At 46.8% G+C, this 14,659-nt stretch carries 14 protein-coding genes; 3 read left to right on the top strand and 11 right to left on the bottom strand.

Annotation, left to right across the window (positions count from 1 at the left end):
- Positions 1-48: 48 nt before the first annotated feature.
- The 4 genes from EA58_RS03790 to yghU all read right to left on the bottom strand — a co-directional run bounded on the left by EA58_RS03790 (position 49) and on the right by yghU (position 3,770).
- Positions 49-675: a flavodoxin gene (locus EA58_RS03790; RefSeq protein WP_036749084.1), complete on the bottom strand. Its 627-nt coding sequence runs from the start codon at positions 673-675 to the stop codon at positions 49-51.
- An 80-nt stretch (positions 676-755) separates the two neighbouring features.
- Positions 756-1,685 carry an alpha/beta hydrolase gene (locus EA58_RS03785; protein WP_036749082.1) on the bottom strand — a complete coding sequence of 310 codons (930 nt, stop codon included), beginning with the start codon at positions 1,683-1,685 and terminating at the stop codon, positions 756-758.
- Positions 1,686-1,748: 63 nt separating this feature from the next.
- A complete protein-coding gene (locus EA58_RS03780) occupies positions 1,749-2,663 on the bottom strand; it encodes an alpha/beta hydrolase (RefSeq protein ID WP_036749080.1) in 915 nt (304 codons plus the stop codon).
- Between the two features lie 249 nt (positions 2,664-2,912).
- Positions 2,913-3,770: a glutathione-dependent disulfide-bond oxidoreductase gene (yghU, locus tag EA58_RS03775; RefSeq protein ID WP_036749078.1), complete on the bottom strand. Its 858-nt coding sequence runs from the start codon at positions 3,768-3,770 to the stop codon at positions 2,913-2,915.
- 217 nt (positions 3,771-3,987) lie between these two features.
- Here yghU and EA58_RS03770 point away from each other — a divergent pair, with 217 nt between their 5' ends.
- Positions 3,988-5,112: a hypothetical protein gene (locus EA58_RS03770; RefSeq protein ID WP_036749075.1), complete on the top strand. Its 1,125-nt coding sequence runs from the start codon at positions 3,988-3,990 to the stop codon at positions 5,110-5,112.
- A 105-nt stretch (positions 5,113-5,217) separates the two neighbouring features.
- Here EA58_RS03770 and EA58_RS03765 read toward each other — a convergent pair whose 3' ends face one another.
- Positions 5,218-6,465, bottom strand: coding sequence for an SGNH/GDSL hydrolase family protein (locus EA58_RS03765; protein WP_036749191.1), 1,248 nt, complete (start codon positions 6,463-6,465; stop codon positions 5,218-5,220).
- A 549-nt stretch (positions 6,466-7,014) separates the two neighbouring features.
- Between EA58_RS03765 and EA58_RS03760 the strand changes: the two genes are divergently transcribed.
- The gene (locus EA58_RS03760; protein ID WP_036749188.1) at positions 7,015-8,001 is read left to right on the top strand and encodes a zinc-dependent alcohol dehydrogenase family protein; all 987 of its coding nucleotides are present in this window, start codon (positions 7,015-7,017) and stop codon (positions 7,999-8,001) included.
- 95 nt (positions 8,002-8,096) lie between these two features.
- On the opposite strand, the gene EA58_RS03755 is transcribed toward EA58_RS03760, so the two are convergent.
- The 6 genes from EA58_RS03755 to EA58_RS03730 form a co-directional block, all read right to left on the bottom strand.
- A complete protein-coding gene (locus EA58_RS03755; RefSeq protein ID WP_036749073.1) occupies positions 8,097-8,483 on the bottom strand; it encodes a hypothetical protein in 387 nt (128 codons plus the stop codon).
- A gap of 91 nt (positions 8,484-8,574) precedes the next feature.
- Positions 8,575-9,216 (bottom strand): hypothetical protein, encoded by a 642-nt coding sequence (locus tag EA58_RS03750; RefSeq protein WP_152547929.1) that lies wholly within the window; start codon positions 9,214-9,216, stop codon positions 8,575-8,577.
- Between the two features lie 27 nt (positions 9,217-9,243).
- A complete protein-coding gene (locus EA58_RS03745; protein WP_036749069.1) occupies positions 9,244-9,987 on the bottom strand; it encodes a hypothetical protein in 744 nt (247 codons plus the stop codon).
- Positions 9,988-10,547: 560 nt separating this feature from the next.
- On the bottom strand, positions 10,548-11,144 hold the full coding sequence (locus EA58_RS03740) for a cysteine dioxygenase (protein ID WP_036749065.1): 597 nt from the start codon (positions 11,142-11,144) through the stop codon (positions 10,548-10,550).
- Between the two features lie 338 nt (positions 11,145-11,482).
- Positions 11,483-12,049: a hypothetical protein gene (locus EA58_RS03735; RefSeq protein WP_051641885.1), complete on the bottom strand. Its 567-nt coding sequence runs from the start codon at positions 12,047-12,049 to the stop codon at positions 11,483-11,485.
- Positions 12,050-12,743: 694 nt separating this feature from the next.
- Entirely contained in the window at positions 12,744-13,169 is a 426-nt protein-coding gene (locus EA58_RS03730) for a GNAT family N-acetyltransferase (RefSeq protein ID WP_036749062.1), read from the bottom strand.
- 158 nt (positions 13,170-13,327) lie between these two features.
- Between EA58_RS03730 and EA58_RS03725 the strand changes: the two genes are divergently transcribed.
- Positions 13,328-14,362: an IS110 family RNA-guided transposase gene (locus tag EA58_RS03725; protein WP_036749059.1), complete on the top strand. Its 1,035-nt coding sequence runs from the start codon at positions 13,328-13,330 to the stop codon at positions 14,360-14,362.
- The last annotated feature ends 297 nt before the right edge of the window (positions 14,363-14,659 follow it).

Raw genomic sequence — 14,659 nt, 5'->3', positions numbered from 1 at the left:
CCTCACACATGAATACGGGGGAACCGTTTACCGCTCTGAAAGGAGCACTCAGGGCCAATCAAACTGCTGATCGAAGTGTCGCAGCATTTCCTCTGTGGACAACTGGCTTCCCATTCGGCCCCTTAACACCGCCACATGTTCAAAAGATTGCGCGCCATTTGCCTTCACCAATGTCTCAAACGCATCAATATAACTTTGCTCAAAATGACTGTTATAAGTATTGAACAAGACAATATGCTGACCAGAAAACCGAGTATTCGCCGCCAACTGCCAGACCGGCGGTGCCGGACTGTATAACCAGATCGGTGCACCCAAAAACACGGTATCAAACTCAGACAAATCAATCGATTCCGGCGTGATGACGGCGGTTTTGCTTCGTGCATCTTTCATCGCATTGACCCACCCCGGTAAGCCGGGCGCATAGGCTTCCGCCTGAATGAAAAGTAACGCGCCTCCCGTCTTTTCGGCAAGATGACGGGCCAGTACCGCCGTATTTCCGGAGCGGGAAAAAACGATAACAGCAACCTTATCCGGGTTGGTGGATTCAGGCTGAGGTTCATTCAACCGGATCAGGTTTTGCTGAACTTGCTGATTTTCAATCCGGGTGACCACAAATGGCACCAGAAAAGCAACCAGCAACAGAACACAGAATATCAACACAAACCATTTCATCATCAGCGTTCACATCTCTCATTGAGCAAAAGCCTGACGCTTCAATCAGCATCAGGCCACCAGAGCTGAACCTCTTCAGAAACTTACAAGTGTTCCCGGAAGAAAGGCACGACCTTTTCCAGTGCAAGAGCAACCGGCTCAGGCTTGTCATATAAATCGTAGTGAGACCAGCCTTCCGCGACAAAAATCTGTTTCTTCTGCGATGCCGCACGACCGTAAATTTCCCAGCCATCACGATAAGCACCGAAACCACCGGGTTTGTCGCCAATCACCACCAGCAGGGGCTGTGTCAGCAGCACTTCTGCATGAAGGAATGCATCCCAGCCCATCGCGGCACTGTTGAATGAGAACAGACCGCTGGTAGCGCCATTCGGTTGCTGACCACGTGCGGTTTTGTAGTATTCCGTGGCTTCGAGCACATCAATATCATTCAGGCCCATTTGCTTGCCTGCTTCAACGGAAGGCGGTAAATAATCAATCACATGACGTGCTGCACCCTGAGCTTCTGCAGTCCTCTGCTTGCCCATGGCCTCCATCGCGCCGACCGGATTAAACTCACTGAATGCCTCACGAATCAGCCGGCCGAAATTCACCCCGGTGATCGACGTCAGTGCCCGAATCCGGTGATCGGTCATCGCGGCATGAATGGTATACGCCCCGCCCCCGCAGACACCAATCGCGCCAATGCGATTCTCATCGACATAAGGCAGCGTGACCAGATAATCAATGGCAAAACGAATATCGGACACCCGAATCGCAGGATCTTCAATCAAGCGCGGTGTTCCGCCACTGGCGCCCTGAAAACTGGCATCAAAAGCCAACACGACAAAACCCGCTTCCGCCAGAGCGGCAGCATAAATATTGCCTGAGGTTTGTTCTTTACAGCTCCCAATCGGGTGCGTGCTCACGATGGTCGGATACTTGACGGATGCATCGAATGCCGGGGGTAAGTACAAGTCTGCGGCAGATTCCCAGCCCAGATTCTGATAAGTTACAGGTTTAATATTACTCATGTTCATCGCTCCGAACAGGATCGGTATGATTCACCGACCCTGATAAATTCAATACAGGGGAAATTACAGTTTGGACTGGAAGAAAGGTGCCAGTACCGAGACTGCTTCATCCACATACTGAGGCACGTCATACAAAGACATATGATTCGCACCGTTCACAACGTGGAACTGCTTGTCCTGACTGGCTGCACGCGCATACATATCATCACTCATCCACTTACTGCCCGCTTCACTGCCCGCAATCACCTGCAGCGGCTGAGTCAGGAATGCTTCGGCTTTGTTGTACGCATCGTAAGTGATGATCTGGCTGATGCTTCGGGCCGTCATGTAACCCGGTGCCGTCGGAGACTGGCAGCGAGGGGTGTGATAGTATTCCCAGGCTTCTTCCAGCTCTTTGTTCGGCGCATCTTCTTTGCGCATCGGGGCCAGCGGCAGAATCTCTGAATCGGGTTTGCCTGCATCACTGGTTCGCGCCTGAGAACCATGCTGAATGAAAGGAATCGCATCCTCATCTTTCACATTGTTGTCCCAGCCATTTCGGAACATCGAGCCAATGTTTACAGCGCTCACAGAACCCACCGCTTTGATCCGGCGATCATTCATTGCAGCATTTGCGGTATAACCCGCACCGGCACAAATCCCCATCGCACCAATCCGCTCCGGATCCACATAAGGCAGGGTGGTCAGATAATCAATCACAGCACTGATATCTTCCGTACGAATGTATGGGTTTTCCAGCTGGCGGGGTTCGCCGGTGCTCTCCCCCTGATAAGAGGCATCGTAAGCGATGGTCACCAGCCCTTGCTCAGCCAGCTTTTTCGCGTAGAGTCCGGAAGCCTGCTCCTTCACACCACCTCCCGGATGAGACACCACCACAACCGGATATTTCTTGTGCTCATCAAATCCTTCCGGAAAGTTGATCACAGCGGCCATGGTGACACCCTGACCATTCAGATTCTTGAATTTCACCTTATCCATAACGCTCACCTCTTACCATTGTATTCATCGGTATTGCTTGTCTTTCAGGCCGGGCCTGTTCAAGCGATGGAATGAGTATGGTCAAGAACCCAAGGGAGCGTTTGCCTGTTCAGATGCGATCTTTGCCTAAAATGATGACTGAGGACGACGATCAGCTGAAGTCATTGAGAGGAGTAGTAAATTTGTATTCAGTTGCCCAGAAAGAAATGTGGCAGACGAAGCTGCCACATTGAGAATTTATTCGCAGGATTACGGTCGTTGCTTCAATGCTGCATCAATATCTGCGGCACTGTGGCGTTCAGGGACCGCTTCCCAGGCTTCCCCTGAAGTCTTGTTGACGATACGGCCACGCTGAACTGCCGGACGTTCCAGAATGGCTTTGGCCCAGCGCTGAACATGCTGATAGCGCTGTACATCCAGAAATTCTGCCGCATCATAGGCCAGTCCCAGCGCAACATTGCCGAACCAGGGCCAGATGGCGATATCGGCGATACTGTAATTCTCACCGGCGACATAGGTGTGATTCGCCAGTTGTTTATCCAACACATCCAGCTGACGTTTCACTTCCATGGTGTAACGGTTAATCGGGTACTCATACTTTTCCGGCGCATAGGCATAAAAATGACCGAAACCACCGCCAAGAAATGGCGCTGCGCCCTGTAACCAGAAGAGCCAGTTCATGACCTGCGTTCGTTCCGCAATCTCTGTCGGCAGAAAATGGCCGAACTTTTCTGCCAGATAGACCAGAATTGAACCAGATTCGAAAACATTCACCGGTGTCTCTCCCGAGCGATCAACCAGTGCCGGGATCTTGGAATTCGGGTTCACCCCCACAAAGCCGGAAGAAAACTGATCGCCGTCGCCAATGTTGATCAGGTGAGCGTCATACTCGGCACCGGACTCTCCCTGTGCCAGCAGCTCTTCAAGCATGATGGTGATCTTCTGACCATTCGGCGTACCCAGCGAATATAACTGGAGGGGATGCGCACCAACCGGAAGTTCTTTCTGATATCTTGCCCCTGCATCTGGTCGGTTAATACTCGCCCACTCACCACCATTTTCGCAATCCATGGTCCAGACTTTCGGGGGTACATATTGGTTTGCCATCCTGATTTACCTCACTACGATTGACTTATCTGTTCAATATCGGGGCGGCGCGTGACGGATCAAAGTTTACGGCCGTGATTCATTAGAACGGTTAGTGATAGAAAAGTCACAAAAAATATATTTTGATGAACTTTCGCGAGTTTCCGGCAAGTGATATGGGTGCACAGTCAGCTTCGGTGGACCGCACTTCTCAAAAACAACGATAAAAAGGAAAACAGTGAACACAATCTATGGGTTGATTGGCATGCTCGGACTCGGCACCGGCTTTGCCCTCGCAAATGACACCACGACCCTGAATAATCAGGATCATTCTGTGGTTTTAGACCTCAGACGAGATGTTGCCTGGACCGACAACGCTTTCTGGCTCATGACTCAAGCGGACAATATCCAGCCGTTCATCACGCTGTTCGAGCATCGAAACTCAGTCGTGCCCTTGCAGATCCTGACGCATGACACCGTGCCGCACTGGTGCGAACTCGCCAATGATCCCGAAGTTTGCGACGATGCAGGCATCCCGGGAAGCTGGGAGCAGCAAGCCGACCCCCTATTGTGTCTGACGCTGTCTGATTATCCGACGCTTGCCAGCCGATTGCCGGAGACTGAAACACTATGCCTGAAATTTTCCGGCGACTTTGATTATCCCGAAGGCCAGCCAGAACCCGACTTATTCGCAAGCTATACAGCCACCATTGGCAACATTCAGCGTTCTCAGAATGAAACACAGGTTGCTGATCTGCCTGTCCGGTTAAGCCTGAAACACACCCGAAGTCTTGCCCGTCTAAGTCATCGTTGCTTCGGTGAAACCTGTGTAGGCGATCTTTCCGCCCCGAAACAAAATAGCATGCAAAAAAACGTGCAGAAACATTCTTCAAGCACCACGACTCAGCCGCAGCAATGGCAATGGCTGAGCGGAGACACATCCTGCGGTTATCTTCGACATCCGGACTGGCCTGAAGGTATGACCGCGATGCAGCACAACGGGCGTATTGTCCGGTTTGATGTTTCCGGTTCCAGCCCGGCACTGACGGAGTCGGGCGTCGGTCTGGGTGATTCCGCGGCAGCCGTTAAAAGCCGGTACGAACAACCGCTTGTGTCTCAGGAACATGAATATCTGGGTGCATTTGGCGGTTATCTGACCGCCTGGTCTGAAAGAGACGACAGTCCAGAGCAATACTCAGAAAAAGATTCAGAACATGATTCAAAACATAGCTCAGAACATGACTCAGAAAAAGGCTCAGAGAAAAACGCAGCCGGCATCCGCTTTGTCTACAACAACGAAGCGGGTGTCACCGAAATTTATGCCGGCAATCGAGCCATTCTGTTGGTCGAAGGCTGTCACTAATCACAAACAACGCCCTCAATACAGGCAGTCCCGCCCGTCCTGGAAAAACGAAAAAATCAGGCAGAACGACAGATGCTGAGTCGTCCCGCCTGTATCATCAGCAGATTACGGCTGGATATTAAAAGAAGACACCGCAGGCAGATACATCGCGTTGGCAATGAACTGGTGCGTTGCCGTTGTCGGATGCGTCACGCCCCAGAACACATACTTATCTGAGCCATGCGTGGCACACTCAGCAGTAAAGCTGTGACTGTACAGATAATCCGCGGCTGAGTTCCGGTTGATGTCCAGACAGGCATCTTTCGCGTTTGCAAAGCCGTATGCCTGAGGCTCTGTTGTGATCTTTTCAAACAAGCTGTACGTATCAAACAGCACCACATTCACGCCTTTGTCCTGATACGCTTTGGCCTCGGTTTTGATGAACGCGTTAAAGGCCAGAATCTTGGCCTGAACCTTATCAATCTCGGCCTGTGTCGCATACTTAAACTGCGGCGCCCGGGTGGCATCCGGCAAGGTCATCAGCAAAATGTTGTTCGCGCCAGAAGCAGTCAGGCGCTGCATCGCTTCGCTGTAATCTGCTTTTGCATCTGCCACCGTCCGGTCGTAGTTCATGAAATCGTTCAGGCCGAATTCCAGGGTGAACAGCGTATTGGTCGGATTATAGTTCTGCGCCAGTTTCATGTATTCCAGATACGACGTTACCTGCTCCGTCACCCCGGTCAGCGCGACATACTGGTTCGAACCGGCTGCGCCACCAACTGCCCAGTTATACAGCGGCAGATTCAAACTCTCCGACAGATATTCCGTCCAGACAAAGCCATTAGAGAAGTGACCCAGGAACCAGGAATTTCGGTTCGGGAACACCCACTGTGAGGCGTTGAACAGGTTGCCGGTATCCGACAGGCTATCGCCGAATGCCACCACTTTATTGATGCCATTCACCGGTGCCTGATCGTTCGTCCACACCGTGTGGTTATACGACCATCGGTTATCTGCCGCATAAAACAGCATGTCTGCTGTGTCGTGAGTCACACCCAGTGTTTGTGCACAGCGCTGCTGAATTTCAGACTGCGATGTATTCGTATAAAACATATTCTTGAACGACCAGCCCGACCACCAGTACCCATTCAGTTTGTAGTAATCGCCATTGGTCTCTCGCGCCCACTCCCAGGTGGTTGCCGGATCATCATGCGACTGCGCCGGACGGTACCAGCAACGGACATAGGTGTAGGTGTTACTGCTTTGCACCTCCTGAATTTGTGCAGCGGTCAACGGTTGGATGGCATTCGCAGCTTCAGCGTCCTGCGCAAGAACTGAAAATGGCAAAAGTGTTAGTAATAATGTTTTTTTCATCATGAGCCATACGTTAATGATCTGTGGTAAGAGGTATGACCTATAGATGAGGTTAACAAGATGTGTCAAAAATGCACTGCAACTAGAAGCACAAAAATGGAACCAAGTTCAAACGACGATGGATTTATAAGCAATTTTTTGCAACGAACAGAAAGGAGGGATGCTTCACATTTGTGACATTTTTATGATGAAAAACAACCAGATACACACAATAAAAGTCAGGTCTTTTGACGACTGATTTTCCGCTGTATAGCGCTCAATGTTAATAGGGTTCTGCGCTCCAACACCGCAAATTACATGATGATTTTATTTTCATCTTGATAACATTTTGATCGCCGGGAAAAGAATGGCCTATCAGTCACAAATGATCGTTTGTTTTTCTATCCGAACATGTTGTACATCAGTCATGTGCCAAAAATGAAATCGTGGTTGAGTGTGATTCAGGCAGAACAGGCGACTCTCTTCACTTCGATTTCCGCCGTACACCAAGAGCACTTCTTGATAGAATGGTCGCCATCTATTCGGCGCACGACAGAAAAACTGCCATCTATGACGCACCACACAGGCAACACACGAATCAATCAGGTCAGTTTTGGTGAACCCAAAGATGTTCTGGTTCTGGAACATCTTCCCTTCGCACCACGGGACAGCCGTCACGTCAGAGTTCGGATTGAAGCCGCAAATATCAATCCCAGTGATCTTCTGTCGATTCATGGTGTTGGCCAGTACCGACGAAATCATCAGCCGCCGAGAGTACCGGGGTTTGAAGCGGTGGGCCATGTGGTTGAATCCGATTGTCCCCGGTTTATTTCAGGGCAAAAAGTGCTCGTCGCAGCACAAGGGACCTGGCAAAAGTATACGGATGTTCATCCGGATAACTTGTTTCATCTGCCGTCAGATATCGACAATGGCTATGCAGCCCAGCTCTATATCAATGCCTTCACGGCCTGGGTCCTCACTACAGAAGTGGCCAAACTCACGCCAAATGATGTCGTCATCATTAATGCGGGCAGCTCTGCAATTGGCAAGATCTTCGCGCAGTTATCCTCTACCTTGGGGTTTACTCTGATTGCCATCACCTCACGACCTGAATCCTATCCCTACCCGAGCGTGTCAGTCTTCAGTGCTCATGAGAATCTGGCTGCACAAATCAAACAAGGTGGCCTCCCACAACCCAATGTGGCACTGGATGCCATCGGCGGCCCTGCGGGTACAGAACTCATTCAGACCCTTGGTGCTCAGGGCCGGTATATCACCTATGGCACCCTGTCGCTGGCTGTGTACGAAAAACGTTTTTTTGAATATCAGCAGCGACAGCAGATTCAGTTCAGCAATTTCTTCTTACGCTACTGGGAAGATCAGGCTGGAAAAGCCATCCGCCGAGAGAAGTTTGAGATGATGCTCAAGCACTTTTTGTCGAATAAAATTGCGCTGGATGTCGACCAGTATGCTCCTTTGGAACAGTTTCAACTGGCTTTGAAGGCCATTGAAAATCATCGTTCAAGTTTAAAGGGGAAAGTGATTTTGACGATGTGACGGTGTCGTTTCATTCAGCAATCTTGACGAATTAGCTCAATTATTCAACCACCACCAAGGTGGTTGAATAGAAAACAGCTTGCACCGAAAAATCGTCAGACCAGCAGGCAATGTGATTCAATCTCAGGAATGATTCGATACTCGGTGATCACGCCCTCTTTGATGAAAAACACGAGCAGATGGCCTTGACCATACAGGCTTTGTCTATCTCCACCAATGAAATACGCCAAATCATGATCGTACTCATAATACCCCGTCGGTTCCCCAAGAAAGCCAAGCAACACTTCCCTATTCATCCCGATCACATCATGCGATTCAAGAAATGAATCAACCATCTCCCCTCTGGTTGAATCATCAGCCACACGCCATGCAGCCTGACTGAAAGTTTCATTCCCCAAACTGAACAGTGTGTTGTTCCCTTGTGGTTCGGAGCATGCTGAGAGTGTGAGAAGAACCGACAGAAGGTAAAATTTTTGCCACATCTTGTTCCCTACTGAATAGACAATCTGGAACTTAATCCAGACTCTGACAAGCACTTGAAAACAATCCCTCTGAAACACGAAATCACAGGCATCATGCGTGATCGTATTGCTTCTCATCGGATTGAACAGGCAAAAAGTCGATGCCAAGTTCAGCATGAATGGCTTCACTTTTTTTATCATTCAGCCCATTGAGCGCGACGTCGGCGTTCAGGCCGATATTGCAGGAACCATAAATACGACCGATTTTTTTCATTGTTGCCGTTAATTCAGCTTCACCTGTGTGTGTCGGTAAAACTTCTAAATCATAGCTCTCAAACATTTGGTGTCGTTGAATAAACTGAGCCGACTTCGGTTCAAACTTCAGACTGAAAAGCGCCGAAGACGATTCCGTTCTATTCCAGGTGAGTGTCAGCATATCATTCGCGGTCATTTCATATTTGATTTCACGCCACACCAAAAAGTTACGGGTTCGGTAACCCCATTGCGCCTCGTTGACACGCCAGATAATTTCTCTTTCTCGCAACGCAGACCACAGCGCCAACAAACCACATGCCCACTGCAAGGGTTCAAGGGATGAAAGAGGCAGAAATAAGACGATTGCAACCACCATCAACCACCCAAAAGGCTTATGCCAGACCTTTAAGTTACAGATGACACTATCGTCTGTGTGTTCTGTTTGCTTTATCTGTTCTATTTGCTTTGTTTGCTTTGTCTTTTTTGTTTGTTTGGTCATTTTCATCTCATATGTCATACGACAACATCATTGGCGGTGTTCTGCCGAGTTCGTTTCATATTTCATGTGTTCAGGCTTCAGTCTGTATCGCTTCACTTCAAAATAAGCGGCATTCATATCCCTATCACCCAACGCTTCATCAGTATGCTTGAATGCTTCATCCAAAGGGATGCGAGTCGGATCTAAACCAAGCGCTGTTTTGATGGCGATATATCTTTCATCGTCCAGATCGGTCAATCCAAAGGCAATTTTGACATCCATATTACTGGCACGGTAAATCCCGATAATTTGTTTCATCATCTCCGTTAACTCAGGCGCTTTGGCATCTTGATCGAATTTTTTTAATCGATATTGAACTCCAGCTTGATATTCAGATTGACCATCTGGATCAAACCGACTGGCTTCCGGTTCGAACTCAAGTTCAAACCAGCCATAACGCGTCATGATCGTGCCATCTCTTTCTTCCTCGACAGGCTTTTCGTAATACAAAATCAATGCATCGCGGTCTGTCATCTGATGGCTGGTCTGGCGCCACAAGAAAAAACGCCGAACTCGGTAAGACCACTGACGCTCCCTTTTTCGCCAGACCATTTCTTTCTTGCGTAATACGGACCAAAGGCTTAGTAAAGCCGTCAGGTACTGAACCGGGAAATAAGGAAATAAGGCAATCAATACAGCAGATACAATAAAAATGACCAAGCCAAATGGCCTGTGCCAGAGACTCAAGTTACAAGTGACGATATCGTCTTTGTTGTTTTTTTGCTTTACCATGCCAACCTCACTGCTCAAAAGACAGCTTCACTTTCAATGCGCTGCCGATTCTATTCAACATTCCTATTCTTCACGGTGACACCTGGTACGTTGAGTCCTGATTGATATAACCCGCCCAAAGAAACCACACTCAAGAAGTTCAATTAAGATTAAGGCGACATGATGACGTCATTGATTAATAAAATCATCCCTAAACTTTCACTAAATTTACAGGCTTCATCTTCTCACTTCCAATTTTAATACACGCCCTATTTGCAATACTTTCACATGAGGACTTACTGCGCTTTACTCGTTTTAATATACGAATTAAAACCTTTCCTGTTGAAGATGGCTATTAAACCAACAAAAAATCCATATCAAGGGAAAAATAGCAGGACAAAATTAACGAAACAGACACTTTAAAGTGTGACTCTGCTGATGTGCTTTCCCTCAACCATGATTGTTTTCACCATACTAAACAAAACGGCAGTCCTAAGGGCCGCCGTTCTTTCTGCGTGAATCAATCAACATCTGCTTTCAACTGACTTGTTAGCGCAGACAGCGTCACCCGCCGAGTTTTTTCAGATTTCATAGAACCAAGAGTCATGCTGAAGATCCAGCAACACTGCTGTCCCGCTTTCAAGTTGGTAGAGATAGAACTGTTTCAACGGTGGGGAATAGATGTGCAGTGTCACCAAAGGTTCATCACCACCTTGCAGATTGGATATCTGGTGAATATCACTGTCGTGACTCACCGTCACCTCGCCGCTTGGATAGTGAGTCGACTGGGTCGCGTAAATGTGGCCATTCGCCGCTGGCTCAAACAGGGTTTCTGTCGCCTGCCCATGCAGAATTTTGACCCCACAAGCGCTGCCAATGTGGTCATGTATTTTACTCCGCTGACCATTCAGCCAGCTTAGAATCAACACTTCACAATGCTCATTGCCAAACAGACGGCGCCTTGAGTACGTCTCCTCATCAAACTGCACCAACTGCTTTACCTCGTCACTGTTGAATTCGACTTTTTCCAGCATAAAGCGAATGGTGGCCAGAGACAGCGGTTTGTCGGCTAATTCAACTTGAGCCAGTAACTCCTGATAGTTAAAACGATAGTCTGCGTCCAGTAACGCCGTGAGAGCGGATGTCATCTGATGATGTTGTATCGTTGAAGGCTGCATTGTGATCTCCTAACCTGTTATTTTATTCATTATTGTTATTTCTTATTCCTGATTAACATAGTCAGTAAACCACTCTCTTTCGCGTTCAGTTTGCTGAAGTATTGAATTCGGTGAAGACAGTCACGACTTCGCACGTAATTAACAGTTCTAAAATTTGCATGCAGTCTTTGAGGAGAAAACAAAAAGGCATGAACGAGCAAGTGGTGAAATGCCGGGACAGACACTTTAAAAAGCCGTTAATGTGTCTGTCTTGTAAATTCTAGTCACATATTTTTCAGAGAAACTAAAATTCTTTAAAACGGGTCATTTTATTCCGTTCAAGCATTCACCATCAAGAGTCAAATGCCAATCAATGTTTTCATCAGATTCAAGATAACGTTTACTCTATCGATGAATCCTACATCAATTTTAATGTTTTGGTTCCAAAGCAAATTACTCGGCTCTACATCGAAGTAATAGATAAAAGTCGATGCTGGGTATTCTTTACCTTTATAACTCACAGTGACCAGTCTCAATCGCTCATTCAGGTACCCAATCCGGGTTCGATATTGACACATAAAGCTTTCATCGTTTTTCACATCCAGCTCTTCATGAAGGAGCTGGATGTTCACATGTCTTCTTTCAAACGTTCCTCCATAGCTATAATCAATCAAAAGAGAGTTATACTGTCCTTCATAGTCCCTATAATCGAGCTCAACCTTATCCGGGTTTTCATATCTCAGTACTGATTCAAAATTCGGATAAATAAGCTTTCCTGTTTTAATATTCGTGATTTTATAATCAGGAAATGCTTTATACGCAAGATCCTTACATGTCCTCTCTAACTTAGAATTGATTACAACATCTTCTTTGATTAAATAAAGAGATGCCAACAGAAGAAAAGCAATCAATAAAGCCTTTTTCATTTATTTATCCGTCAGTTATCAACATAAAGTTCACATCCTACTCAAGAATGAATACATCACAATAGAGACAGTAAGCTTAAACAAACGGCCAGCATCCATTAAATACATTAATGAGACACCTGTTCAGGTTTGCTAATTTTCATTATTCACAAAATACGACAGCTCACAGCAAGAAGACAGAAGACAGAAGACAGAAGACAGAAGAGTCTACTAAAGAATGGAAAATAAAGGCATTGCTAAAAACGCAGACAAAGGAAAACGGCTTACATGCGATAGTCTGTAAGTCGTTGATTTTGATGGTGCCCCGGGCAGGACTTGAACCTGCACAACGCGAACGTCGAGGGATTTTAAATCCGGTGGAATGTTGTTTTTAATCATAGAGATAGCTAAAAGTTCAGAATATACACTTAAATTTCCCTCTTTATGATTCAATGACTTAGACCAGAATCTAACCCAATATTCTGAAGGTTTACCCTTTGTAAGACTTATCTCATCAGGCGATAAAATCCGAACAAGATATAGATAGAAATGAGCCTAACTGAAGCTTGCCTATCAAGTCGGTGGCTATTCAGTTTAAATTCTGGTCTAGCTTGGAATGGGGTAAAGATGAGCCAGCATAGATCTCGTTGGCTCGAAGGTGGGCAAGGCTATCAATCAAGGCAGTTAAGGCTAACTTGTCCCTTTGAGGCGCATGTTATAACTCTTTTACAAGGCAGTATGTTACATGGCCTTTAGGGTAATCGGGTAACTCACCAAAAATTTTATAGCCACGCTTCTCATAAAAAGGCTTTGCTTGAAAGCTAAGTGTTTCAGTTCGCATATAACTGAAGCCTTGTTCTTTAGCAAAGGTTTCAGCAGCATCCATTAATTTGTTTCCGACTCCCTGACCTCGGGTATCATCAGATAACCATAATAGCTCAAGGATGCAATAGTTCCAGAAAGCACAAGCCCTAACTCCGCCTAGTACATTTCCATCATCGTCTTTTGCAAAGGCCGCAAATCTTGTGTCTGGCTCAAATACCACATCATCAGGTATGTGTTTTTGATTAAAGGATTGAATGCCTTTACTTATCGTTTCAAGGTCGTTTTTATTTGGAGAAGTGGTTACTTCTATTCTCATTGTACATCCGTAATTTTGGAGTTATACCGCCCATTATGCACAGATAATCAGTAAATAGTAATGGTAACCTGTAGTGATGTGATGGACGCCCCTCCCTCGGCGTCAATGCGCCAGAATTAAGTTGCTAACGCTTAGTTCAATGTAAAGGAGCGTCCGTCATGGATATTAAAGTTGTAGGTATCGATTTAGCCAAGAATATTTTTCAGGTCTGTGTCTGGAAACAAGACGGCACTGTTGCCTGGAACCGTAAAGTAACTCGCAATAAATTGCTTCATACAATCCGGCAGTTCCCTGAAACAACGTTAATTGCCATGGAAGCGTGTGGTACCGCCCACCACTGGGCTAGACAGTTTATGACGTTGGGCCATGATGTAATATTGATCCCTGCACAGCATGTAAAACCACTTGTTGGGAATCAGAAAAATGATGCAAATGATGCCCTTGCGATATGTGAGGACGCTTTCAGGCCTGGCATACATCCTGTGCCGGTTAAGAGTATCGAACAGCAAGATATCAAATCACTCCGTTGTGTCAGGTCAAGACTGGTTGAGCAGCGCACTGCTACAGCCAATCAAGTTAGATGTCTGGCCGCTGAATATGGCGTCTCTTTTCCGGTAGGGATAAGAAATTTGAAGCACAAACTTCCAGAATGTTTGGAAGATGCTGATAATGGTTTATCGTTTGTTTTACGCCGGCTACTACAGGGGCTGTACGACGATATTGTGCTTCTTGATAGAGATATTGAATACCTAACAGATGAAATTACTAATCTGTGTAAAGTTCAGCCTCGATACAAAGCATTACTAACCATTCCAGGATTCGGCCCCATTGTGGCTGCGACATTTATGAGTGAAGCTGGTACAGGTGAACAGTTTCATAATGGTCGACAGCTTTCTGCATGGTGCGGATTAGTCCCTAAGCAGGCTAGCTCAGGAGGCAAACAAAGCCTTAGAAAAATTACCAAAAGCGGCAACTCAGAGCTCAGAATGATGCTCATCCATGGTGCCCGGGCCGTGGGACGTTTTTGCAATAAACGGCAAGATACTCTCTGTTGCTGGTTTAACTCTCTGGTGAAACGGCAAGGTAAAGCTAAAGCAATCGTCGCGCTGGCGAATAAAATAGCCCGAATTGGCTGGCGTATTCTCGTCGGTAACGATGATTTTAAGTTATCACTCGCATTTAGGAGTGCATAAGTCTCAATTTAAGGAGTGACTAAAGGTTATAACGTTTTCCTGTTTATAAGTTTGCAATCACTGATGAACAAACGGTCAATCGTCCCTATCAAAACCTGAAGTTGACCATGGCTGTTGAAGCCGTTGTAGTGATTAGGAGATAGGGTTCGGATTACATCATGGCGCAGGTGAAAAACGCCTATCAAGACGTCGAATATATGGAAGCGAGCCGCCATTCATCAACCATTGCAAAAAACGGGGCGTCCATCACATCACTACATTACTATGCGTAACCTGGACTAGATTAAGGGGAGAAGG

This window comes from Photobacterium galatheae (assembly GCF_000695255.1).
Taxonomy (GTDB): Bacteria; Pseudomonadota; Gammaproteobacteria; order Enterobacterales; family Vibrionaceae; genus Photobacterium; species Photobacterium galatheae.
The sequence above is the reverse complement of the archived record's forward strand: the minus strand, read 5'-3'. Positions and strand labels throughout refer to the sequence as shown.